Origin of the sequence: Asanoa ferruginea (assembly GCF_003387075.1) — a bacterium.
Taxonomy (GTDB): Bacteria; Actinomycetota; Actinomycetes; order Mycobacteriales; family Micromonosporaceae; genus Asanoa; species Asanoa ferruginea.
Genome location: NZ_QUMQ01000001.1, coordinates 6,571,166 through 6,592,903, shown reverse-complemented (window position 1 = coordinate 6,592,903; position 21,738 = coordinate 6,571,166). Strand labels below are relative to the sequence as shown.

The 21,738-nt window shown below is 70.8% G+C and carries 20 protein-coding genes; 17 read left to right on the top strand and 3 right to left on the bottom strand.

Translation table 11 applies throughout. The features are described from left to right. Positions 1-18 precede the first annotated feature (18 nt). From DFJ67_RS30770 to DFJ67_RS30735, 8 genes are all read left to right on the top strand, one after another. Entirely contained in the window at positions 19-1,647 is a 1,629-nt protein-coding gene (locus DFJ67_RS30770) for a hypothetical protein (RefSeq protein WP_170216059.1), read from the top strand. Continuing rightward, positions 1,644-3,137, top strand: a complete 1,494-nt coding sequence (locus DFJ67_RS30765; protein WP_116071492.1) for a sulfatase family protein — start codon at positions 1,644-1,646, stop codon at positions 3,135-3,137. Before DFJ67_RS30770 ends, DFJ67_RS30765 begins: the two co-directional genes overlap by 4 nt. Next, a complete protein-coding gene (locus DFJ67_RS30760; protein ID WP_116071490.1) occupies positions 3,134-4,120 on the top strand; it encodes a formylglycine-generating enzyme family protein in 987 nt (328 codons plus the stop codon). The genes DFJ67_RS30765 and DFJ67_RS30760 overlap by 4 nt, the downstream gene beginning before the upstream one ends. Continuing rightward, positions 4,113-4,466, top strand: coding sequence for a YidH family protein (locus DFJ67_RS30755; protein ID WP_239096988.1), 354 nt, complete (start codon positions 4,113-4,115; stop codon positions 4,464-4,466). Before DFJ67_RS30760 ends, DFJ67_RS30755 begins: the two co-directional genes overlap by 8 nt. After that, on the top strand, positions 4,463-4,906 hold the full coding sequence (locus DFJ67_RS30750) for a DUF202 domain-containing protein (RefSeq protein WP_116071486.1): 444 nt from the start codon (positions 4,463-4,465) through the stop codon (positions 4,904-4,906). Before DFJ67_RS30755 ends, DFJ67_RS30750 begins: the two co-directional genes overlap by 4 nt. Before the next feature lie 150 nt (positions 4,907-5,056). Next, positions 5,057-5,863: an endonuclease/exonuclease/phosphatase family protein gene (locus DFJ67_RS30745; RefSeq protein WP_147315667.1), complete on the top strand. Its 807-nt coding sequence runs from the start codon at positions 5,057-5,059 to the stop codon at positions 5,861-5,863. Positions 5,864-5,891: 28 nt separating this feature from the next. Continuing rightward, entirely contained in the window at positions 5,892-6,524 is a 633-nt protein-coding gene (locus DFJ67_RS30740) for a CG0192-related protein (RefSeq protein ID WP_116071482.1), read from the top strand. 83 nt (positions 6,525-6,607) lie between these two features. Beyond that, positions 6,608-8,722, top strand: a complete 2,115-nt coding sequence (locus DFJ67_RS30735; protein ID WP_116071480.1) for a M14 family zinc carboxypeptidase — start codon at positions 6,608-6,610, stop codon at positions 8,720-8,722. A gap of 58 nt (positions 8,723-8,780) precedes the next feature. Here the strand turns inward: DFJ67_RS30735 and DFJ67_RS30730 are convergent, their stop codons facing one another. After that, positions 8,781-9,701, bottom strand: a complete 921-nt coding sequence (locus DFJ67_RS30730; RefSeq protein WP_203783163.1) for a phytanoyl-CoA dioxygenase family protein — start codon at positions 9,699-9,701, stop codon at positions 8,781-8,783. A gap of 81 nt (positions 9,702-9,782) precedes the next feature. Here DFJ67_RS30730 and DFJ67_RS30725 point away from each other — a divergent pair, with 81 nt between their 5' ends. Both DFJ67_RS30725 and DFJ67_RS30720 read left to right on the top strand, forming a co-directional pair. After that, positions 9,783-11,132: a glycoside hydrolase family 16 protein gene (locus DFJ67_RS30725; RefSeq protein ID WP_116071478.1), complete on the top strand. Its 1,350-nt coding sequence runs from the start codon at positions 9,783-9,785 to the stop codon at positions 11,130-11,132. A gap of 60 nt (positions 11,133-11,192) precedes the next feature. Beyond that, a complete protein-coding gene (locus tag DFJ67_RS30720; protein WP_116071476.1) occupies positions 11,193-12,026 on the top strand; it encodes a phytanoyl-CoA dioxygenase family protein in 834 nt (277 codons plus the stop codon). Here DFJ67_RS30720 and DFJ67_RS30715 read toward each other — a convergent pair. Beyond that, positions 12,023-12,736: an SMI1/KNR4 family protein gene (locus DFJ67_RS30715; RefSeq protein WP_116071474.1), complete on the bottom strand. Its 714-nt coding sequence runs from the start codon at positions 12,734-12,736 to the stop codon at positions 12,023-12,025. The genes DFJ67_RS30720 and DFJ67_RS30715 overlap by 4 nt on opposite strands. An 18-nt stretch (positions 12,737-12,754) precedes the next feature. Further along, positions 12,755-14,950, bottom strand: coding sequence for a glycoside hydrolase family 3 N-terminal domain-containing protein (locus DFJ67_RS30710; protein ID WP_116071472.1), 2,196 nt, complete (start codon positions 14,948-14,950; stop codon positions 12,755-12,757). A gap of 79 nt (positions 14,951-15,029) precedes the next feature. Here DFJ67_RS30710 and DFJ67_RS30705 point away from each other — a divergent pair, with 79 nt between their 5' ends. The 7 genes from DFJ67_RS30705 to DFJ67_RS30675 all read left to right on the top strand — a co-directional run bounded on the left by DFJ67_RS30705 (position 15,030) and on the right by DFJ67_RS30675 (position 21,736). Next, positions 15,030-15,377: a hypothetical protein gene (locus DFJ67_RS30705; protein WP_147315666.1), complete on the top strand. Its 348-nt coding sequence runs from the start codon at positions 15,030-15,032 to the stop codon at positions 15,375-15,377. Further along, complete coding sequence (locus DFJ67_RS30700) at positions 15,374-16,165, top strand: NAD-dependent epimerase/dehydratase family protein (protein WP_203783165.1); 792 nt, start codon at positions 15,374-15,376, stop codon at positions 16,163-16,165. The genes DFJ67_RS30705 and DFJ67_RS30700 overlap by 4 nt, the downstream gene beginning before the upstream one ends. Before the next feature lies 1 nt (position 16,166). After that, on the top strand, positions 16,167-17,318 hold the full coding sequence (gene dgoD, locus DFJ67_RS30695; RefSeq protein ID WP_116071468.1) for a galactonate dehydratase: 1,152 nt from the start codon (positions 16,167-16,169) through the stop codon (positions 17,316-17,318). A 49-nt stretch (positions 17,319-17,367) separates the two neighbouring features. Next, positions 17,368-18,408 carry a LacI family DNA-binding transcriptional regulator gene (locus DFJ67_RS30690; protein WP_116071466.1) on the top strand — a complete coding sequence of 347 codons (1,041 nt, stop codon included), beginning with the start codon at positions 17,368-17,370 and terminating at the stop codon, positions 18,406-18,408. Between the two features lie 137 nt (positions 18,409-18,545). Then, positions 18,546-19,832, top strand: coding sequence for an ABC transporter substrate-binding protein (locus tag DFJ67_RS30685; RefSeq protein WP_116071464.1), 1,287 nt, complete (start codon positions 18,546-18,548; stop codon positions 19,830-19,832). Between the two features lie 63 nt (positions 19,833-19,895). Beyond that, complete coding sequence (locus tag DFJ67_RS30680; protein WP_116071462.1) at positions 19,896-20,819, top strand: carbohydrate ABC transporter permease; 924 nt, start codon at positions 19,896-19,898, stop codon at positions 20,817-20,819. A gap of 23 nt (positions 20,820-20,842) precedes the next feature. After that, positions 20,843-21,736: a carbohydrate ABC transporter permease gene (locus DFJ67_RS30675; protein WP_211333976.1), complete on the top strand. Its 894-nt coding sequence runs from the start codon at positions 20,843-20,845 to the stop codon at positions 21,734-21,736. Positions 21,737-21,738 lie beyond the last annotated feature (2 nt).

Genomic DNA, 21,738 nt, shown 5'->3' with positions numbered 1-21,738 from the left:
CAGGAAGCGGGTACGCCCATGCCACGCCGCCACCTCTCACTCATTGCCGTCGCCGCGCTCGTGGCCGCCCTGCTCCCCGCGGGTGCGGCCCGGGCCGACGGGCCGCCCTTCACCGGTCAGCAGTATGACTTCGGCGGCGCGGTCACCCCGATCAGCGGGACCGTGCCGGCCGTCGACGACATCGCCGACAGCATCACCGCGTCGACCGCGGCCACCGTGAACGAGATCGCCGCGCACCGGGCCACCCTGCCCTACGGCGACATCGACCCGGCGCCGGGCACGCCCGACCAGCTCACCACCTACCCCGGGCCGGCCGGGATCCCGGCCTCGGACCAGTATTCGGTGACCGTGCAGCAGGCGGGCGGCCCGGTGCCGTCATTCGTTTACACGTCGACCGCGAAGAAGGCCGACACCAACCGCGAGGCCGACACCTCGTGGACCTCGTTCTCGTTCTCGGGCGCGGTCACCGTGCGCGTCACCCGCGCGGCGGCGGGCGCGACCGGCTGCCTGGTGCGGCCCTACTCGGCCGCCGTCACCACCAGCTTCGCCGGCAACACCTGCACGTTCACGGTCTCCCGGCCCGGCAACCTGTCGGTCGAGTTCGAGCCCGAGATCCACAACCCGGTGCTCCACCCGATGCTGGTGTTCGCCAACCCGCCCGAGGTCGACGTGCCCTCGCCGACCGACCCCAACGTCCGCTACTTCGGGCCCGGTGTGCACACCGTCGGCGCCGGCCAGCCGATCACCTCCGGTCAGACCATCTACGTCGCCGGCGGCGCGTTCGTGTCGGGCGCGTTCATCGCCACCGGCGCCGTGCACGACGTGACCATCAAGGGCCGCGGCGTCATCTCCGGCCTGTTCATGGACACCGGCAACCAGGACGCCAACAAGAACCAGCCCGGCATGATCGACATCGCCGACCAGAGCTCGTCGAACATCCTGGTCGAGGGAATCACGTTCGTCGACGCGCCCCGCTTCAACGTGCGCGCGCTTGGCCAGTTCACCACCATCCACAATGTCAAGACGATGTCGTGGTGGTATAGCACCGACGGGATGGTCGGCGGCAACAAGAGCCTGCTGGAGAACAACTTCGTCAAGTCCAATGACGACTCGATCAAGCTCTTCTGGGGCGACACGATCGCCCGGCACAACACGATCTGGCAGCTCGAGAACGGCGCGCCGTTCATAATCAGCTGGAACATACAGCAGAACAGCTCGACGTTCCACGTCTACGACAACGACGTCATCCACGCCGAGCACTACCAGATCGAGAAGTCCGGCATCTTCCGCGCGCTGCACGCCGGCAACGGCACGCTCTCCCGCTATCTCTTCGAGGACATCCGGGTCGAGAACGCCACCTTCCGGCTCTTCGACCTGACCATCGACAACAACAAATGGTATGACCCGGCGCTCGGCTACGGCGAGATCGAGCAGCTCATCTTCCGCAACATCCACGCCTACACGACCTACCAGAAGCCGAGCATCGTGCGCGGCATCGACAGCACACACAAGATGCGCAACATCAACTTCGAGAATGTGTACGCCAACGGGCAGTGCCTGAACAACGCCGGCACCTTCGACCTCGACCCGGCGACCACCAACGCGGTACGGATATACCGCAGCACCGACGGGAGCTGCCGCACGTGAAACCCAACATCCTGGTCGTGCTGGCCGACGACATGGGCTGGGGCGACCTCGGCTGTTACGGGTCGAAGATCCCCACCCCGCACATCGACGCGCTGGCCGAGGGCGGGGTGCGCGCCACCGACGCGCACTCCGCCTCGGCGGTCTGCACGCCCAGCCGCTACGCGCTGATGACCGGGCGCTACGCCTGGCGCGGCCCGCTGAAGAACTTTGTGCTGATGGGGCACGGCCCGGCGCTCATCGAACCGACGCGGCCGACCCTGGCATCGGTGCTGCGCGACGCCGGCTACGCCACCGGCGCGTTCGGCAAGTGGCACCTCGGGCTGGGCTGGCGGCACCGCGACGGCTCGGTCCGCGACGCGTTCGCGCCCGGCGCGGCCCTGCACGACGACGTCGAGACCGACTTCGGCACCGACATCGACTACACCGCGCCGGTCACCGGCGGCCCGACCGCGCTGGGCTTCGACCGGTTCTTCGGCATCGCCGGCTCGCTCGACATGCCGCCCTACGCGTTCATCGACCAGGACCGCACCGTCGGCGTGCCCGACCGGGAGAAGGAGCACTACCTCACCGAGCAGCGGCCGGGCCTACAGGTGCCGGGTTTCCGGGAAGACGGGGCCGATGTCCGGTTCGTCGCCGAGGCCGTCCGCTGGCTCGGCACCGTGCCGACCGACCAGCCGTTCCTCTGTTACGTCACGCCGTCGGCCCCGCACCGGCCCAACGTGCCGCCCGACGTGGTCCGCGGCCGCTCCGGCCTGGGCGACCGGGCCGACGGCGTCTGCCTGGTCGACTGGGCGGTCGGTGAGCTGGTCGCCGCCATCGACGCCCGTGGTCAGCGCGACAATACGTTGGTGATCGTGACCAGCGACAACGGCGCACCGATGATCTTCACTGACGACGGCGACGTCGCGGTGCACCGCCCCAACGGTGACTGGCGCGGCCAGAAGGGCGACCTGTGGGACGGCGGCCACCGCGAGCCGTTCGTCGCGCACTGGCCCGGCCGCATCCCCGCCGGCACCGTGCTCGACGCGCCGGTCTGCCTGACCGACGTCCTGCCCACTGTCGCGGCCGCCGCTTCGATTCCGCTGCCACCGGGCGCCGCCGAAGACGGCCGGGACCTCTTCGGTGCCTTGGCGGGCACCGCCGCTCCCCCGCCGGCCGACCGGCCGATCGTGCACCACAGCCTCGGCGGTCGGTTCGCGCTGCGGGCCGGTCGATGGAAGGCGGTGTTCGCGACCGGCTCCGGCGGTGGGTTCTCCGAGCCGTCGATCGACGCGCTGTTCGCCTCCGGCTCCGGCAAGGCGCACAGCAACCCGCCGTGGGACGCCGACCACCCCGTCGGCCAGCTCTACGACGTCTACGCCGACCCGGGCGAGACCACCGACCGCTGGGCCACCGAACCGGCCGTGGTCGCCGCCCTCTACACCCAACTCCGCGAAATCTGCCGCGACGAGAGCAGCGGCCTGCCGTTCGACGTCGCGGTGTCGGCATGACCGCTGCCTGCTGTGCGCCGGGCGGGCACGGGGCCGACCCGACGCCGGTGGCGCTCTCGCTTCCGGTGGCTCCGCGCGCGGTCGACCCGCGCGAGGCGGCGCGCGGGATGGTGCGGATTCCGGCCGGGCCGTTCTGGATGGGCAGCGACGACGAGGACACGTTTCCCGACGACGGCGAGGGTCCGGTCCGCCAGGTCGAGGTGGCGGCGTTCCGGATCGACCCGAAAGCCGTGACCAACGCTCAGTTCGCGGCCTTCGTCAAGGCGACCGGCCACCAGAGCGACGCCGAGCGGTTCGGCTGGTCCTACGTTTTCCACGCGTTCGTCCGCGGCGAGGCCGCCCAGCGGGTCCTCGACGGGCACGTGCCGGGTGCGCCGTGGTGGCTGCCGGTCGAAGGCGCCTCCTGGCGGGCGCCGGAGGGGCCGGGTTCCGACGTGGCGCGGCGGGCCAACCACCCGGTCGTGCACGTCTCCTGGCAGGACGCCACCGCCTACGCGACCTGGGCCGGCAAGCGGCTGCCGAGCGAGGCCGAGTGGGAGAAGGCGGCCCGCGGCGGCCTGGAGCGGGCCCGGTTCCCGTGGGGCGACGAGTTCACCCCGCGCGGCCAGCACCGCTGCAACACCTGGCAGGGCACCTTCCCGCGGCAGAACACCGGCGCCGACGGCCACCTGGGCACCGCGCCGGTCACCGCGTTCCGCCCCAATGGCTACGGCCTCTACAACACCTCCGGCAACGTCTGGGAGTGGTGCGCCGACTGGTTCAGCCCGGACTGGCACGCCACGGACTCGACCGCGACCCGGCACGACCCCACAGGGCCGCCCAACGGCGTGGGCCGGGTGATGCGCGGCGGTTCCTATCTCTGCCATGAGTCCTACTGCAACCGCTACCGGGTCTCCGCCCGGACACAGTCCACACCGGACAGCACCACCGGGCACGCGGGTTTCCGATGCGCTGTCGACGAGCCTGACCGCGCCCGTGGCTGAACCCCGCTGGCAGCGGGAGGGTGACGAACCGGACTACCGTTTCTCGCTGGCCAACGAGCGCACCTTCCTGGCCTGGATCCGCACCGCGCTGGCGCTGCTGGCCGGTGCCGTCGCGGTCATCCAATTCCTGCCCAGCTCCGCCCTCGTCGGCCTGCGCACCGCGTTCGCGGCCGTCCTCGCCGTCGGCGGCACCCTGCTCCCGGTGGTCGCCTACCGGCGCTGGTCGGCGGTGCAGCGGGCGATGCGGCTGGGCCGCTCACTGCCGTTCACCCCCTTGCTGCTGGTGGTCGCCGCCGTCATAGGCGTGCTCGGCGCCGGCCTGGTCGTGCTCGCGGTGGCTTCGTGACCGAAGGCCCTCTCGGCCCGCGGACCGAGGGGCCACCCGGGCCGCTGACCGAAGGCCCGCCCGGCGCGCGGACCGAAGGCCCGCCCAGCGCGCGGACCGAAGGCCCGCCCGGCGCGCGGACCGAAGGCCCGCCCGGCCCGCGGACCGAAGGCCCGCCCGGTCTGCAGACCGAACGCACCGCGCTGGCCTGGACCCGCACCGCGTCGGTCGCCCTGGTGACCGGCATCCTGCTGGTCCGCCTCGCGATCCACGCCCGCGAACCGCTGCTGTTCGCCGGCGCGGCCGCCGCCGCGGGCCTCGCTTTGCTCGCTCTGTGGCGTCGCCGCCGCCGGGTTCGCGCGGCCACCGCGTCGGCGCGCCCACGGACGCTGCTGCTCTTCGCCGCCGTGGCCACCGCCTGCGGCGCGCTGGCGCTCGCGGGAGTTCTCGCCGTCCCCTAGCCCGGCCGCGTCCCTCCTGCCGCCCCGCCCCCGGTTGGGCGTGTCGCGACGCCGCCGGGGGGGCGTCAGCGGCGCACATGTTCTTTTATGTACGCACATCAAAGAACATGTAAGCGCCCGGACACCATGCACCGCCTAGACTGGCGCGCGATGGCGGCTCGGCGGTCACTGGTCTTCGGCGCGTGGCTGCTCGTGGCCGCGGCTCTCCTCGGTGGTTCCGTGGCGCCGCCGCCGATCCCGCAGGCCGTGCGGCTGCTGCAACTCAACCTCTGCGCGAGCGGGCAGGCCGCCTGCTACACCGGCAGGTCGATCGACGAGGCGGCCAAGGTCATCCGGGAGACCCGGCCCGACGTGGTGACGCTCAACGAGATCTGCGAGGGCGACGTCGCGACCCTCGGCGCCGTGCTGGCCGGCGTACACGGTGAGCCTGTCGCGTCCGGGTTCGAGGCGGCGCCCGACCGGCCCTCCGGCGGGCCGACCATCTGCGGCCGCAACGGCCAGCCCTACGGGATCGGCCTGGTGGCGCGGCGGCCGGCGGCGCCGTTCGAAACGATTGGTGGCGTCTACCCGGTGCAGGATCCGGTCGACCCCGAGGAACGGGCCTGGCTCTGCCTGCTCGCCGCCGTCGACGTCTGCACCACCCACCTGGCCGGCTTCGACGCCACCGCCGCGTTGCACCAGTGCCAGCACCTGTTCGGCGTGACGCTACCGGCGCTGCACGAGCGGGCCGGCTACCGCCCGACGATCGTGGCCGGCGACCTCAACCTGCGCTACGGCGCGCCGCCCGACCTGCGGCCGTGCATCCCGCCCGGCTATCGCTGGCTCGGCGACGGCGGTTTGCAGCACGTGCTGGCCACCACCGACCTCGCCGTGCCGACCATGCGCGCGATCGACCTGGCCAAGACCACCGACCACCCGGGCCTACTGGTCACCGTGGGCCTTACCGGCACAGCGTGAGCCAAGACTCCGGGCGTACGATCCCGCAATGGCGTTGCTGCACCGGGCCGACCTGCGGCCCACCAAGCTGGAACTGATCTCCGGTTGGCTGCCCGGCCGGCGCTGGCACCAGGCTGCCGCCGGTGACCTCGACCGGGTGGCGGCGTTCCGCTTCGACGACCCGGCCGGCTCGGTCGGCATCGAGACCATGCTCGTCCGTTACGGTGACGGCCCGGTCCACCACGTGCCCCTTACCTACCGTGACGCACCTTTGCCCGGTTGCGACGCCTGGCTGGTCGGCACCACGGAGCACTCCGTGCTCGGCAAGCGCTGGGTCTACGACGCGGCCGGGGACCCCGTCTACCTCTCCGCCGTGGCCGGCGCGATCATCGCGGGCACCGGCGGCGCCGAGGAGTTCGTCGACGTCGACGGCAAGGGCACGCTGGAGCAACGCGAGCCGCTGATGACGGCGCGCGGCACCGGGGTGCCGGGCAGCACCGCGCCCGGCGTCGAGTCGATCCGGCGGATCGAGGAGCACGGCGACCACACGATGGTCCAGTTCGGGTCACTACGGATTGTCATCGTGCGGCGAATCACCGACGGTGACCTTCCAGCCGCCGCGCTGGTGGGCCGCTGGGCAGAACAACCGGAAGTTATCTTGGCGTTTCTTTCTAACGGTTGACAGGAGTCGATCTGCGGACTGAGGTAGGACCCAACGTCCTTCGATGTCCGCAGGAGGCTTTAATGTTCCAAAGACGGCTCTGGATGTCGCACAGACGGATCTGGGTGGCCGGCGCCGCCGCAGCCGTTCTGACCGTCGGGCTGCTCGCCCCGTCCGGGACGAGCACCGCCGCCCCGCCCGACACCGCCCAACCCGCCGCCGGCCCGGCCGTCAAGCTGGCCGCGGGCGAAACCGCGCTCGTCCGCTTCCGCCTTCCCAACGAAGCGATGCTGCGCGACCTGGTCGCCAGCGGCGCCGACGTCGCCGCCCGGCCCCGCACCACCCTCGGCCAGGTCCAGGTCGACCTGGTCGTGACCGACCAGGAGTTGGCCGCGCTGACCGCCCGCGGCGCGGTCGCGACCCAGCTCATCCAGACGGCGACCGAGGGCAGCGCCCGGGTCGCGGCGAGCAAGAAGACCGCCGCCCGGGCCCTGGCCGCCGCCGACACGCTCCAGTTCCTCCAGAATTACTGGTGGACCGCCAACGGCCAGAGCTTCCTCTCGGTCCAGGTGGCCACCACGGCGACCGACGACCCGGACGTCGAGATCACCGTGACCTGGAAGACCGCGGACGGCACCACCGGCTCGTTCCCCCTCTCCCGGTTCGAGGACTCGGGCGAATACCAGTACCACGTCGCCCTTCCGCAGCCCGTGCCGGCGCAGCCGGTGACGGTCACCGCCAGCTCGAGCCTGGGTGGCAGCACCCGGGCGATCAAGCCGACCGCGTGGCCCGGCGCGACCCCGCCGCCCATGCCGGAGGGCTACCAGAAGGACTTCATCGGCGCCTACATGACGCCGACCGACATCCAGGCGCGGATCAAGCGGCTGGCCCGGCAATACCCGAGCCTGGTCGACGTGATCGACCTGCCCAACAAGACGCAGGGCTACCGGCGCACCGCGACCGCCTACCTCGGTGACCCGGCCGTCGCCGCGGTCGTCGTCGAGTCGGTCAAGTTCGGCGATCAGAAGATGAACGGCGTCCAGGTCAAGACGGTCGACCCGGGTAAGAAGAACCGGCCGCTGAAGGCCACGTACAAGGACCGGGTCCTGACCGTCTCGCTCGCGACGGACAGCACCGGTGCGGTGATCAGCACGACCGACGACGTCGCCGCGTTCATCAAGGTCAGCTACCCGCAGGTCTTCAACGCGTTCGTCGAAGACGGCTCGGCCGGCAAGGTCATGCCGATCGTCGGCCCCGCGCGGCTCGACGACGGCCTCGACGGCACCGAGGTGTCGAAGAAGCCGTGGACGGTGCAGGCGCTGCGGCTCGGCAAGGTCCGCGACGGTTCGAAGATCGGCGTGATGGCCTACTCGCAGGAGCACGCCCGTGAGTGGGCGACCCCGCTGGTCACCCTGGAGTTCGCGGAGCGGCTGCTGGCCAACTACGCGACCGACGCGGAGACCCGCAGCCTGCTCGACAACGTCGACGTCTTCGTCATCCCGGTGACCAACCCGGACGGCGCGAACTACTCGTTCAACGACTACAACTTCCAGCGCAAGAATTTGGTCAACCACTGCACGGGCGCCCAGCGCGACCCGCGGCTGGCCAACTCGTGGGGCGTCGACGTCAACCGCAACTACACCGTCGGTTCCTACTTCGACGGGTACGTCGGCGGCAGCGCCAGCTGCACCTCGGGCACCTACTCCGGCACGTCGGAGCTGTCCGAGGCAGAGAGCAGCAACGTCATCGCGCTCGCTTCGTCGCATCCCAACATCAAGTTCGCGATGAACGTGCACAGCTACGGTGGCTACTTCATGTGGCCGCCCGGCTCCTACAAGGCCGACGGCCGGATCACGCTGCCGCGCCCGTCGATCGAGGAGGCGGCCTACTTCCAGGACAGCGCCAAGCGGATCATCAGCGCGATCCGGAGCTCGCGTGGCACGGTCACCTGGCCGTCCTACACCGGCCCGGTGGCTGACGTGCTCTACTCGGCGGCCGGCAACTCGGCCGACCAGCTCTACTACGAGCTGGGCATCCTGGCCTGGGACTTCGAGGTCGGCAACGACCTGTGGAACGCGGCGACCCAGGAGTGGGAAGGCGTCGGCTTCCAGCCGCCCTACGACGAGGCACACGCCGAGTCGCAGGAGTACGCGTCCGGTCTGGTGGAACTGGTCCGGGTCGCCCGCGACCTACAGGCCCAGGACTCCGCGGCCCGCTAGGTAAGGGTGGGGCCCCCGGTCGACGCCACGACCGGGGGCCCCGTTCTCTCTTCCGGGATCAGCGGAAGCCCTTCGCGGCCAGCCGGGCCCGCTCCTGCTCGGCCTGGGCGTCGTAGTCGCCGGCCGAGTCCGGGACGACCCGCTCGCGCCGGTGGGTGATGGCGAACGGGAAGCGGTCGACGCCGAGGCCGCGCAGCACCGCCTGCTCGACCAGCGAGTGGTCGGCCGGGTCGGGCCGGTCGAAGTTCATCGGCTCGGCCAGGAACAGCGTCGAGTTGGTGATGAAGCGGGGCACCCGCAGCGCGTTCTCCGACTTGGCGTGCAGCACGAACGGGTGCAGCAGGTAGACGTCGCCGACCTGGCCGGTGGCCTCGACGTACTCGCCGCACTGCTTGGCGATCTCGGCGTAGTCGAAGACGGTCTCGTCGGCGTCCGGCGTGTGTCCCTTGGGGAGCACACCTTCCGGATGCTCGGCCAGGAAGCGGGCGACCGGCCCGACCGAGTCGGTGGTGACGAACGTCGGGCCGCCCTCCGGCACCACGTCCGACCAGAGCACGATGGCCAGCAGGCCCTGCTCGGGCGAGTCGAGGAAGTGCCGGAACCAGCTTCCGTCGACGTGCCAGCCCGGGGTGGCCGGCGACGCCGGCGTCCACGGCCCCTCCTGCTCCTGGCGCAGGTTGACGATGAACGCGTCGGTCCACGGGAACGGCTTGCCGGCCGCCATCCGGTCCTCGCCGCCGATCAGCTCGCAGGCGGCCTGCCACGCCTTCGGCGCGAAGGTGCTGACGTCGATGTCGTTGAGCGCCGCCATGTGCACGGACGCCCGTTCCCAGGTCGTCGGGTCGTCCGCGCGATAGCCGAGCCGGTCCCAGATGAAGCGGGTCCGCTCGTGCGCCTGTTCGCGGCTGAAGCAGCCTTCGAGCTTGACGTAGCCCTTCTCCACGAACAGCGCCCGGTCTTCTTCGGTCAGCACTGACATCCCGTCTCCTTGATGTGTGAACCGGTTCAGATGTCCCGCAGAGCTTAACCCCGGACCGCTCGCTGTGGTACATACAACGGCATGGAATCCCTTGAACCGGTTCAGGGCCGCTCGCGCGGTCGCCGGGCGCGCGGCCGTCCCCTGCGCGTGCTCGCCGCGGCGGCCGGCGCCGCCGTGCTGGCCCTCGGCGCCGCACAGCCGGCGTCGGCCGCACCCCGGGTGACGCTCGCCGTCGCCGCACCTACCTCCGGCAGCACCGTCCACGACACCACCGAACTGCGCTTCACCGGCACCAACCTGAAGACCGTGCGGGTCTACCAGCTCGCCCGCCAGGTCGCGACGGCCACCGTCGACGCGTCCGGCACCAGCGCCACGGCACAGGTCGACTCCTCGGCGCTCCGCGACGGCCTCGTGCTGCTGCGGGCGGTCGCCTGGGGCCGCGGCTCGCTGCTGCCACGGGCCACCACCACGCTGCTGGTGCGGGTCGACAACGCCCGCGCCGACCAGCACCCGGCCGGCTACAAGCTGGTCTACGGCGACGACTTCGGCGGCCGCACGCTCGACCGCGACAAGTGGTGCACCCGCTACATGTACGACGGCGGCACCGAATCGGCAGCGGAGCAGGCGAAGATCGACCCGACCTGCCTGGGCCGCGACCCGGTAACCGGCACGACGCTGGGCACCCTCGACTCGCTGGGCGGCAACGGGACCGCGCCCGGCCAGGAGGCCGAGGTCTACCGCGACGTCAACAAGGACGGCGCCGCGATGCACACGGTGCAGGACGGCTACCTCAGCCTGCACGCCACCGCGACCCGGCTCGACCAGCCCTACCTCAGATACGAGTCGGCGATGATCCGCAGCAAGGAGGAGTTCGCGCCGACCGCGGCGCACCCCCTCTACCTGACCACCCGGGTCCGCCTCCCCGACGTGCGCGGTAGCTGGCCGGCGTTCTGGCTGGCCGGCGGCTACGGAGACGGCCATGTCCGCCCGCCGTGGCCCCCGGAGATCGACATCCTGGAAGCCCCCTACAACAACAGCGGCAACGGCGCCGACGTGCTCTGGACCGCGGTGCAGACCTACTACGACCACGCCGAGTTCCCGAACGGCGCGCCGCAGGGTCCGATCCAGACGACGTACGCCGATTCGGATTTTGACGGAAACGCCTACCACGCCGACTCGTCGATCCGGGACCGCTGGATCGAGGTCGCGGCCGAGTGGACGCCGGACAGCGTCTGCTGGTTCATGGACGGTAAGAAGCTGGCTTGCAAGACCTACAAGTGGGTGGCGAACGACGGCCCGCAGAACACCACGCCGGCGACGATCCTGATGAACCTGGCGGTCGGCGGCCCGTGGGCCGGCGCCGACGGCGTCGACGACGCGAAGTTCCCGATGACCTACGACATCGACCACGTCCGGGTCTACCGCAAGTGATCCGACGCGGCGCCCGGGCCTTTCTGGCTCGGGCGCCGCTCTCACCGAGGGGTGCTCTCCATGCTCGACTTCCATCGCGACGGTTACGCGGTGCTGCCCGACCTGCTGACCCCTGCCGAGGTCGAAGCGTTGCGGGCCGAGACCGCGGCACTCTGCCGCGGCGACCGCGGCCCCGTCGACGGCGTGACGCCCGCATCGCCGGACGAGCCCGACGACGACGTGATCCGCCGGTATCTGTGCGTCCACCACCCGCACAAGCTGTCGTCCGTCATGGCGGCCGCGCAACGCCACCCAGCGGTGGTTTCCGTCCTGACGAACGTCATCGGGCCAGACGTCAAGGCCATGCAGTCGATGCTCTTCGTCAAGGCCGACGGCAAGCCCGGCCAGGCCTGGCACCAGGACGAGTTCTTCATCCCGACCCGCGACCGCTCGCTGACCGCGGTCTGGGTGGCCCTCGACGACGCCACCGTCGACAACGGCTGCCTGTGGGTGCTGCCCGGCTCACACCGCCCGGGCGTCATCTACCCCAACCGCGAGCACGACGACCCGCGCTGGGACTGCACGGCCGAGTCCTACGGCTTCCCCTACCGCGACGCCGACGCCGTCCCGGTCGAGGTCCCCGCCGGCAGTGCCGTGGTCTTCAACGGCTACCTGCTGCACCGCTCATTGCCGAACACCGGCCCGCGCGGCTTCCGGCGGGCGCTGGTCAACCACTACATGAGCGCGAGTTCGTTACTCCCGTGGGGGAAGGCGCCGGCGGGCGGCCATTTCGCGGAGGCCGACTACCGCGACGTCGTCCTGGTCGCGGGCACGGACCCATATGCCTACAAAGGCGTGGAGGACCTCTCCCACCCCGGCATCCGCCCTGATCGCGAGGGAGGCTGCGACCGCTAGCTCAACCACACGCCCGGCAACTCGCGCCGCACCGCGGTGATCCCGTCCGCGGACGCGGCGCGCACCCACAGCCACGTCTCGGCGTCTTCCCGCAGGACCGTCCCGAAGCCGTCGAACCACCGGGTCGGCCGGTCCGGCCCGGCCCAGCAGGGATAGTCCGGCATCGGCAGCCGGCGGAACCGCTTCTCCAGCACCGCGACGGCCGCGTCGTCGAGTTCACGGTCGTTGGTGAACGTGTCGCCGGAGAGCATCCATTCCGACAGCACCATCTCGACGCACGCCAACGAGGTGCGCTCGAGGAAGGGCCGCCAGGTGCGCTCGGCCTGCCGGAGCCGGAACACGACCGGCGGGTCGGGCTCGGCCACCGCGGACAGCGGCACGCCCCACTGCGCGACATCCTGGTTCTCCACCCGGAAGACCAACACCTGCCCCGTGTCGTCGACGCAGACCTGGTCCGGGCCGAGCAGCCGATCCTGGCTCCGGGTCAGGTCGTGACGCTTGCCGATCAGCTCATACACCGCACGCAAGGATGGCGGCAGCGAGAACCCCAGCCGGGTCTCGGCCTTTCGCAACTCCTCCTCGTCGCGACCGTCGCCGGCCACGATCGGGGTCGCGTAGCGATCGGCGAACCGCCGAAGAAACCCCCACGCCCCGGCCGCGTCGCGCACACCGATGGCCAGTTCAGCGTGGAGATCAAATTCGTCGGTCACGGGGCAACCATAGGTCGCCTAGGTGGTCACCGCGAACCGCTGGACTCCGCCCGGTTCGGTGGCGCCGGTTGTCGAGAGCCACAGGTCGAGTTGAGCCGGGACGCCATTGGGTAGGCCGAGGACGGGCAGGGCATCCGGGTGTACGGCCACGCGCACCTCGCGGGTCTCGGCCGGGTCGAGGGTGAGCAGGGTGAAGCCGAGGTGGACCGCCTTGCGCGGGAGCAGGCCCGGCACCAGCGCGCGGCCGAAGAGTTGGACGACCTGGGTGCCCCGGCGCGAGCCCGTGTTCGTCAGCGGTGCGGCCAGCGAACACGTCAGCCAATCCCCCGATACCACCGCCTCGCCTAGGTCCCACGTGGTGTAGCCGAGACCGGCGCCGAACGGGAACTCCGCAGCCGCGTCCGCGTCCACGTAGCGCGTCGTGGTTTCCATCCGCTCGTTGTGTGCGACCGGGAGGACTCCGCTGAACGACGGCAACGAGACCGGGAGACGTCCCGTCGGTTCGCGGTCGCCCAGCAGGAGGTCGGCGATGGCCTTGCCGCCGGTCGGGCCCGGATACCAGGCGTAGAGCAGCGCGTTCCCGGCGATCGAGCCGATGCCCTGTGGGCGGCCCGAGACGATGACCGCCACCGTGGGCGTGCCGGTCGCCGCCACCGCCGCCGCCAGCTCGCGCTGTGCCGCCGGAAGCTCGACCTCGGCCGCGTCGAAGCCCTCGCCCGTCGTCGCCGTCGGGCGGCTGCCGCCGAGGGCCGCCGCGCCGTTGTCGGCGAAGTCGTCGTCGTAGTGGCGCACGCTGCTGCCGCCCAGCACCAGCACCGCCAGGTCCGCCGACGCGGCCAGGGCCACCGCGCGGGCGACGCCGCCTTCCAGCGATCCGGTCAGGCCGCAGCCGGGCTCGTGTTCCGTGTCGAGGATCCGCGCCCGGATCGCGCCGAACACCGTGGTGCCGCCGCGCAACGGCGGGACGTAGTCGCCCAGCAGGCTCGGCAGGTCGTCGGCGTTGGGGCCGATGACGGCCACCCGGCGGGGCTGCGCCGCCAGCGGCAGCACGCCGTCGTTGCGCAACAGCACCGTCGTCGCCTCGACCAGCGGACGCGCGGGCCAGGGCTCCGGGAACTCCGGCGCCGGCTCGGGCGGGTCGAGCAGGCCCAACCGGAGCTTGAGCATGAGCACCCGGCGGCAGGCCCGGTCGACCAGCGACTCCGGGACCAGGCCCGTCTCGACCGCCTCGACGAGGGCCGCGTAGGACACGTCGCACATGCTCAGGTCGACGCCCGCCCGCAGGGCCAGCGCGCCGGCCGCCGCCGGTGACGGTGCCGCCCGGAGCAGGCGGTCGACCGCGAACATGTCGGCCATCACGATGCCCTCGAAGCCCCACTGTCCACGAAGGACATCGGTGAGCAACCACGGGTTGGCCACGCACGGCACGCCGTCGACGTCGTTGTAGGCCGCCATCACCCCCAGGGCACCGGCCTGGATGCCGGCGCGCGCGGCGGGCAGGTGGATCTCGGCCAACTCGCGCGGGCCGATCGGGCCGCCGGAACTGTTGCGGCCGCCGATCCCGGCGCCCTGGCCGGCGAAGTGCTTGAGCACCACGGCGACGCCGCGCATCCCGCGGACCAGGGCCCGGGTGTAGAGCGACGCGAGCAGCGGGTCCTCGCCGAAGCACTCCTCGGAGCGGCCCCAGCGCGGGTCGCGCAGCACGTCGAGGCCCGACACCAGCGCCACGTGGGCGCCGCGGGCGCGCAACTCCATGGCCGTGTGCGCGGCGGCCTCCTCGACCAGGTCGGGCCGGAAGCTGGCCGCCGCGCCGAGGTTGGTCGGGAACAGTTGCGAGCCGAGTGCCTGGTGGCCGTGCGGCGCTTCCTCGACCAGCAGCGCGGGGATGCCGAACCGGGACGCCGCGACGCACCGCGACTGCACCTGCGCGACAAGGTCCAAAGAACCCAACGGGTCGACGCCCGTGTCCCACGAACGACCGGACCACGCGTCGGCCCGCTGCAACCCGTAGATGGCGCCGATGCCACCCCAGCGCGACAACTCCTCGTCGAGGGCCGGCGTCAGGCGGTAGCCGTCGGGCGCGGGCTCCCACGCCTGCCAGCCGAGCAACCGCTGGTTGAGCTGGCCAACCTTTTCCGGCAGGGTCATCCGCCCCAGCAGGTCGTCGGCACGCACGGCCAACGGCAGTGCGGGGTCGCGGAACGGCTCGGCCATCGGGGGTCCTCCCTAACGCTGGGCGCGAGATCGCGATAGCCTAGCCGAGCTTGCCGTGAACCGGTTCAAGGAGCCAACCATGTCGCGTCTGACCGTCGCTCCGTCGGGCAATTTCCGCACTGCGCGGGCGTACACCCGGATCGCTCATGAGGAATGTGACCTTCGGCTGGTGGTGGGCGTGCTCTGGAACAACTATCTGCCCGGCACGCGGGGCGCCGCCCGCGCGTTCCCCGGTGCGCTGGACATCTCGCTGCTGGCCCGCGACGTCGACCTCGGCCTGAGCCTGACCACGCACCGGCTCACCGGCTGGGACCTGGCCGACCGTGCCCCGCTGACCCCGGACGCGGTGCACGACAACGGCCGCACGACGGTGCGCCAGCTCCCGACCGCGGGCGACCAACTCGTCATCGCGGAGCGCCGGGCATGAGGGTCCTGGTCACCGGTGGCGACGGCCTGGTCGGCTCGGCCGTCGTCGCACACCTGCGGGAGCACGGCCACGAGCTGGCGTTGCTGCGCGGCGACGCCCGCGACCGGGAAGCCGTGGCCGCGGCTGCCAACGGCGTCGACGCGGTCGCCCACCTCGCGGCCATCCCGAGCCCGTTTCACCACCCGGCCGACGAGGTGTTCGGCAACAACGCCCTCGCCACCTTCACCGTGCTGTGGACGGCGGCCGAGCTCGGTGTGCGCCGGTTCGTGATCGCCGGCAGCGTCAACGCCACCGGCCTCATCATGAACCCGCACCAGCCGCCGCCGGCCCGTTATCCGATCGACGAGACGACCCCGCCGGACGTCGCCGACCCTTACTCGCTCTCGAAACAGGTCGACGAGCTCACCCTGAAAGCGGTCTGCCGCCGGTTCGGCGCGACCGGATTCGCGCTTCGCCTGCCCTTGATGATCTCGGAGGCCAACCGGGACGGGCTGCGGGCCTGGGCGGCGGAGAACGCGGCCGGCGGTCGGGGCGACGGCTGGGGCTGGCTCGACGTGCGCGACGCCGCCGAGGCCTTCCGGCTGGCGCTGACCATGCCCGGCGACGGCGCACAGGTGGTGCACGTCGCGGCCACCGACACGTTCCAGGACACGCCGACCGAGGACCTGCTGGCCCGGTACGCGCCGGACGTGCCACGCGACCGGCCCTTCGCCGGGCGCACCGCACCGGTCGACACCAGCCGGGCGCGCGAGTTGCTCGGTTTCACGCCGCGCTACGGGGAGGACTGACATGAAGATCACCACCGTCGAGACGTTCGTGCTCGGCGAGCGGCAGGTGCTGGTCCGGATCGGCACCGACGAGGGGCTGGCCGGCTGGGGTGACGCCTCGCTGGAACACAAGCCGGGCACCGTCGTGGCGGCCATCCGCGAGCTGAGCGGCCACCTGATCGGCGCGGATCCGCTGCCGGTGACCGCGCACTGGCAGCGGCTGACCCGGGGCGGCTTCTACCGGGGCGGCGGGGTGCTCTCCAGCGCCGTGGCCGGCCTCGACATGGCGCTGTGGGACATCCGCGGCCGGTTCTTCGACGCGCCGGTGCACGTGCTGCTCGGCGGGCCCTGCCGGGACCGGGTCCGGCTCTACACGCACGCCTGGGGACCGCCGGAGCACACCGGTAACCCGCAGCGCGCCCGAGATCTCGTGGAAGCCGGCTACACGCTGGTCAAGGCGTCGGTCGCCGGCCCGGTCGGGTTCCTCGACTCGCCGGCGATGACGGCGAAGTTCGTCGACGACCTGACCGCGCTGCGGGAGGCGGTCGGCCCCGGCGCCGACTTCGGGATCGACCTGCACGGCCGGGTCTCGGTGCACCACGCCCGCCGGCTCGCCGACGCGGTCGCGCACACCGCGCCGGCGTTCCTGGAGGAGCCGCTGCGGCCCGAGCACTCCCGGCTGATCGGGCGGCTGACCGCCGCGACGAGCGTGCCGATCGCGACCGGCGAGCGGCTCTTCTCGCGGGAGGAGTTCGTGCCGGTGCTGGAGGGCGGCATCGCGATCGCGCAGCCCGACCCCGCACACGCCGGCGGGATCACCGAGGTGTTCCGGATCGCGACCATGGCCGAGTCCTACGACGTGCAACTCGCACCGCACTGCCCGCTCGGCCCGGTGGCGCTCGCCGCCTGTGTGCAGCTCGACCTGGCGGTGCCCAACTTCTACGCACAGGAACACATCATCGACCTGAGCTCGGCCGCCTCAGAAGACCTCGCCATCCTGCGCAATCCCGAGGTCCTGGTGGCGGTCAACGGGCACATCGAACGCCCAACCGGCCCGGGGCTCGGCATCGAGATCGACGAGGACGCCGTACGCGCCGCCCACCAGCCCGACCTGCTGATGCCGACCGGCAACCCTCAGTGGCGGTATGCCGACGGCGGGTTCGCGGAATGGTGACGCAAGAAGCTCTAGCATTCAGACCTGCCAATCGAGAGAGTGAACGTCCATGAAGGAAGCCTCGGGCCGGCGACGGACCGTCCGGATCAGTGATGTCGCGGCGGCCGCGGGGGTCAGCAAGACCCTGGTGTCCTATGCGCTCAACAACCGCCCGGGCGTCCGCGAGGAGACCCGCGCGCGGATCGTCGCGACCGCACGGGAAATGGGCTGGACCCCGAGCCTGCCGGCGCGCGCACTGTCCGTCTCCCGGGCGTACGCCGTCGGGCTGGTCTTCGAGAAGTCGCCCGAGGCGCTGGCCAGCGACCAGTACTACACCAGCCTGATGGCCGGTCTGCAGAGCGTGCTGTCGACCTCGCAGTATTCCCTGGTCACCGAGGTGGTCGAGAGCCCGGAGGCGGAACGTGACGCCTACCTGCGGCTGGCACACGACGGCCGGGTCGACGGCATGGTGATCGTCGACCTGCGCCAGGACGACCCGCGGTTCGCGCTGGTCCGCGAGGCCGGGCTGGCGTTCGTCAGCCTCGGCTGGCCACCCCAGCGCACCACCATGCCCGTTCTCGTCTACGACGAGAGCCAGGCGATCACCGACGTGGTGCAGCACCTGGTCGACCTCGGCCACCGCCGGGTCGCGCAGGTGGTCGGCCCGCAGGCGAGCGCGCCCGCGCGGCTGCGCCGCGAGCTCTACCAGAAGCGGTTCAAGGCGCACGGGATCGACGCGTCAGCGTGGATCGAGAGCGACTACACCGCTGCTGGCGGGCGTGCGGCCACGGCCGCGCTGCTCGACGCCGACCCGCGGCCGACGGCGATCGTCTACTCCAACGACCTGATGGCGGTCGCCGGCATGAGTGCGGCGTTCTCCCGGGGCCTGCGGGTGCCCGGCGACATCTCGATCGTGGGTTGGGACGACATCACCATCTCGCAGTATCTGCACCCGGCGCTCTCGACGGTCACCCAGCATCCGTTCGAAGACGGCAAGGCGGCCGCTGAGCTGCTGCTCGAGGCGATCGGCGGCCGCGAGTTCGTCGAGCCGGTGTGGATGCCGAACCCGCGGTTCGTGCCCCGCGAGTCCAGCGGTTCAGCGTCCGCCTGACATCTTTCTGCAACGCGGGCGCAACTTCTTCCTTGACACCCGGCGTGGCTGGAGACGAATATCTCTCTGAACCGGTTCAGGCGACACCGGACCCCGCTCCCCACTCCCCTTCGCTCGCCGTACCGAGGAGAGTCCACATGATTCGTTTTAGTTCGACGCCGTTGCGTCTGGCGGCCTTGCTCACGACCGCGGCCATCGCGGCCGGGGCACTGACCGCCTGTTCGGGCGACGACGCCGCTGAGACCGACAATCAGACGCTGACCATCCTGTCGTCGTTCACCACCGGCAACGCGACCGGTGACCACTTCAACAAGATCGCAAAGGACTTCACCGCACAGACCGGCATCCAGGTCGACGTGGAGGAAGCCAACACCAACGACATCGCCAACACCTACGAGGCCTCGAAGTTGGCCGACGAGGAGCGCGACCTCGTCATCCTCAACCTGACCCCGGACACCACCGACTGGTTGCCGCAGGGCCAGGTCGTCGACGTGAAGAAATACATGGACGAATGGGGCGTGACCGACAAGGTCGTCCCGGAGGCACTGAAGTACTGGACTCAGGACCAAGGCGTCGCCGGCTTCCCTTACACCGGCTTCAACTGGCCGATCTGGTACAACATGGACCTGCTCAAGCAGGCCGGGGTGACCCAGGTGCCGGCGACCGTCGACGACCTGATCGCGGCGGCCACCAAGCTGCGCGCGGCCAAGATCCCGCCGATGGTGCTCGGCGGCGCCGAGTGGCCCGTGCAGAACTTCATCACCTGGATGGTCCAGCAGTTCGTGAAGCCGGACGAGGCACAGCAGATCTTCAGCAAGGGCGGCTACTGCGCCAGCCCCGGCGCTGTCCAGGGGCTCGACCTGCTCGGCAAGCTGCGTGACTCGGGCGTCTTCGTCGACAACGTGCAGGGTTACACCGCCGACCAGATGACCTCGGCCTACTTCTCCGGCAAGGCGGCCATGATGCCGTCCGGCTCGTGGAGCTACACCGAGGCACCGCCGGCCATCGCGTCGGCGACCGAACTCGCCGGTTTCCCGGTTTCGCCGGGCGGTGCCTACACCAAGCCGACCGCGTTCCAGGGCCACTCCAACGGCTTCTTCCTCTCCCCCAACGGCGAGAAGAAGATCGCCTCGGTGGAGAAGTTCATCAAGTTCATGTACGACCAGCCGACGCTGCAGGGTTGGGTGTCCGAGGGCTCGCAGATCATGAGCGTGAAGAACGACATCCTCGGCAGCGTCACCTCGACGCAGCCGCTGGTGGTCAAGGGCAACGAGGTCAGCCCGAAGGTCGACTATCTGCTGCTGCCGGACAACTACATCCCGTCCGGCACCGACTACACGCCGGCCGGCAGCGAGTTCCTCGGCAAGAAGGGCCAGACCGGCGCCGAGTTCTGCAAGACGCTCGACAAGCTCTACCAGAAGTGATCGTCCGGACCGCCCGGCGCGTGCGCCGGGCGGTCCGCTCACCCCTGACCCGGGAGGCGTTACATGACCGCCGTCCTAGATACCCCCGTCGTCGCCCGTCCCGGTGGCGGCAGGAAGCGCGGCCGAACGCGCGACCGGGGCCTGATCGTCTTCGCCCTGCCCTCGGTGATCTGGTACGTCATCTTCACCATCGGCCCGCTCGTCGCCATGTTCGTGGTCGCGTTCATGGACTGGGCCGGGCTGGCCGCGCCGGCCTCGTTCAACGGCGGCGAGAACCTCGACCGGCTCTTCGGCGACGAGCGGATCCTCACCGCGCTGAAGAACACGGCCGTGCACATGGTCGTCTCGCTCCCGATCATCATGGTCGGGGCGTTCATGCTCGGCTACTTCCTCAATCTCAAGCTGCCCGGCCACCGCATCCTGCGGGTCATCATGTTCGTGCCCGCGTTGATCTCGTTGTCCGCGATGGGCATGCTCTTCGTCGCCGTCCTCGGCCCGACCGGCCTGGTCAACTCGGCGCTCGACGAGGTTGGCCTCGGCGAGCACGCGACCGCCTGGCTGGCCGACCCGGCGTGGGCGATGCCGTCGTTGATCCTGGTCACCATCTGGTCCGGGCTCGGTTTCACCGGCATCCTGTTCGCCGCACGGCTCTCGGCGATCGACAACGAGATCTACGCGGCCGCCGAGCTCGACGGCGCCAACCACTGGCAGAAGATGTGGCGGGTCGCCTACCCGATCGCGCGCGACTACTTCGGCGTGCTGACCATGCTGCAATACCTGTGGACGCTGTTCGGCTCCGCCGGCATGATCCTGCTGCTGACCCGCGGCGGCCCGGGCGAGTCGACGTCGACGCTCTCCTGGCTGGTCTACCGGTTCGGTTTCCGCTCCCCCGACGTCGGCTACAGCCAGACGATCGGGCTCGTGCTCTTCGTGCTCGGCATCGTCGGGCTCGTCATCATCCGTCGAGTGTTCCGGGCGAGGTACTGATGGCCGTCGCGACGTCAACCACAGTGGACAATCGAGCGCCGCGGCCGGCGGTTCCGGCACCGCGCGGCCGCCGACGCAAGGGCCCGAACCGGTTCACGCCCGGGCTCCTCGGCTCCTACGCGCTGGTGCTGGTCTACGCGCTGACCCTGGTGCTGCCCCTTTACTGGCTGTTCATCTCGGCCTTCAAGTCGCAGCTGGACGCCGTCGACGCGCCCTTCGCGCCGACGTTCTCGTCGGGCTTCGACAACCTGACCCGGGTCTGGGACCTGCTCAACCTGGGCGACGCGATGGTCAACTCGCTCTACATCACGGCCGCCTCGCTGGTGGTGACCCTGGTCATCGCGATTCCCGCGGCCTATGCGCTGGCCCGGTCGCAGGGTCGGATCGCCACGCTGTTCGAGCGGATCTACGCGATGGGCTTCCTGATCCCCGGTTTCGCCGCGCTGGTGCCGACCCTGCTGCTGGCCATCCAGCTCGGCATGTTCCACACCCGGGAGTTCATGATCCTTTACCTGCCGGCGTCGGCCCAACCGCTCGCGGTGATCCTGCTGACCCAGTTCATGCGCACCGTTCCGCAGGAACTCGAGGAGAGCGCCACCATCGACGGTGCCGGCCGGTTCCGGGTGCTGCGCAGCATCTACCTGCCGCTGACCATGCCCGGCATCGCCACCATCTCGATTCTCAACTTCATCTCCTTCTGGAACGACTACCTCTACACCCTGGTCATCGTCGGCCCGAACGCGAAGGTCCGCACGCTCCAGGTCGCGCTGCCAACACTGCAGGGCAACCAGGGGATCACCGACTACGCCCTGGTCTGCGCCGGCACCCTCATCTCGGTGCTGCCGGTGTTCCTCGTCTACGCGGTGCTCAACCGCCGCATGGAGAACGCGCTCGTCCAGGGCGCGCTGAAAGGCTGAGA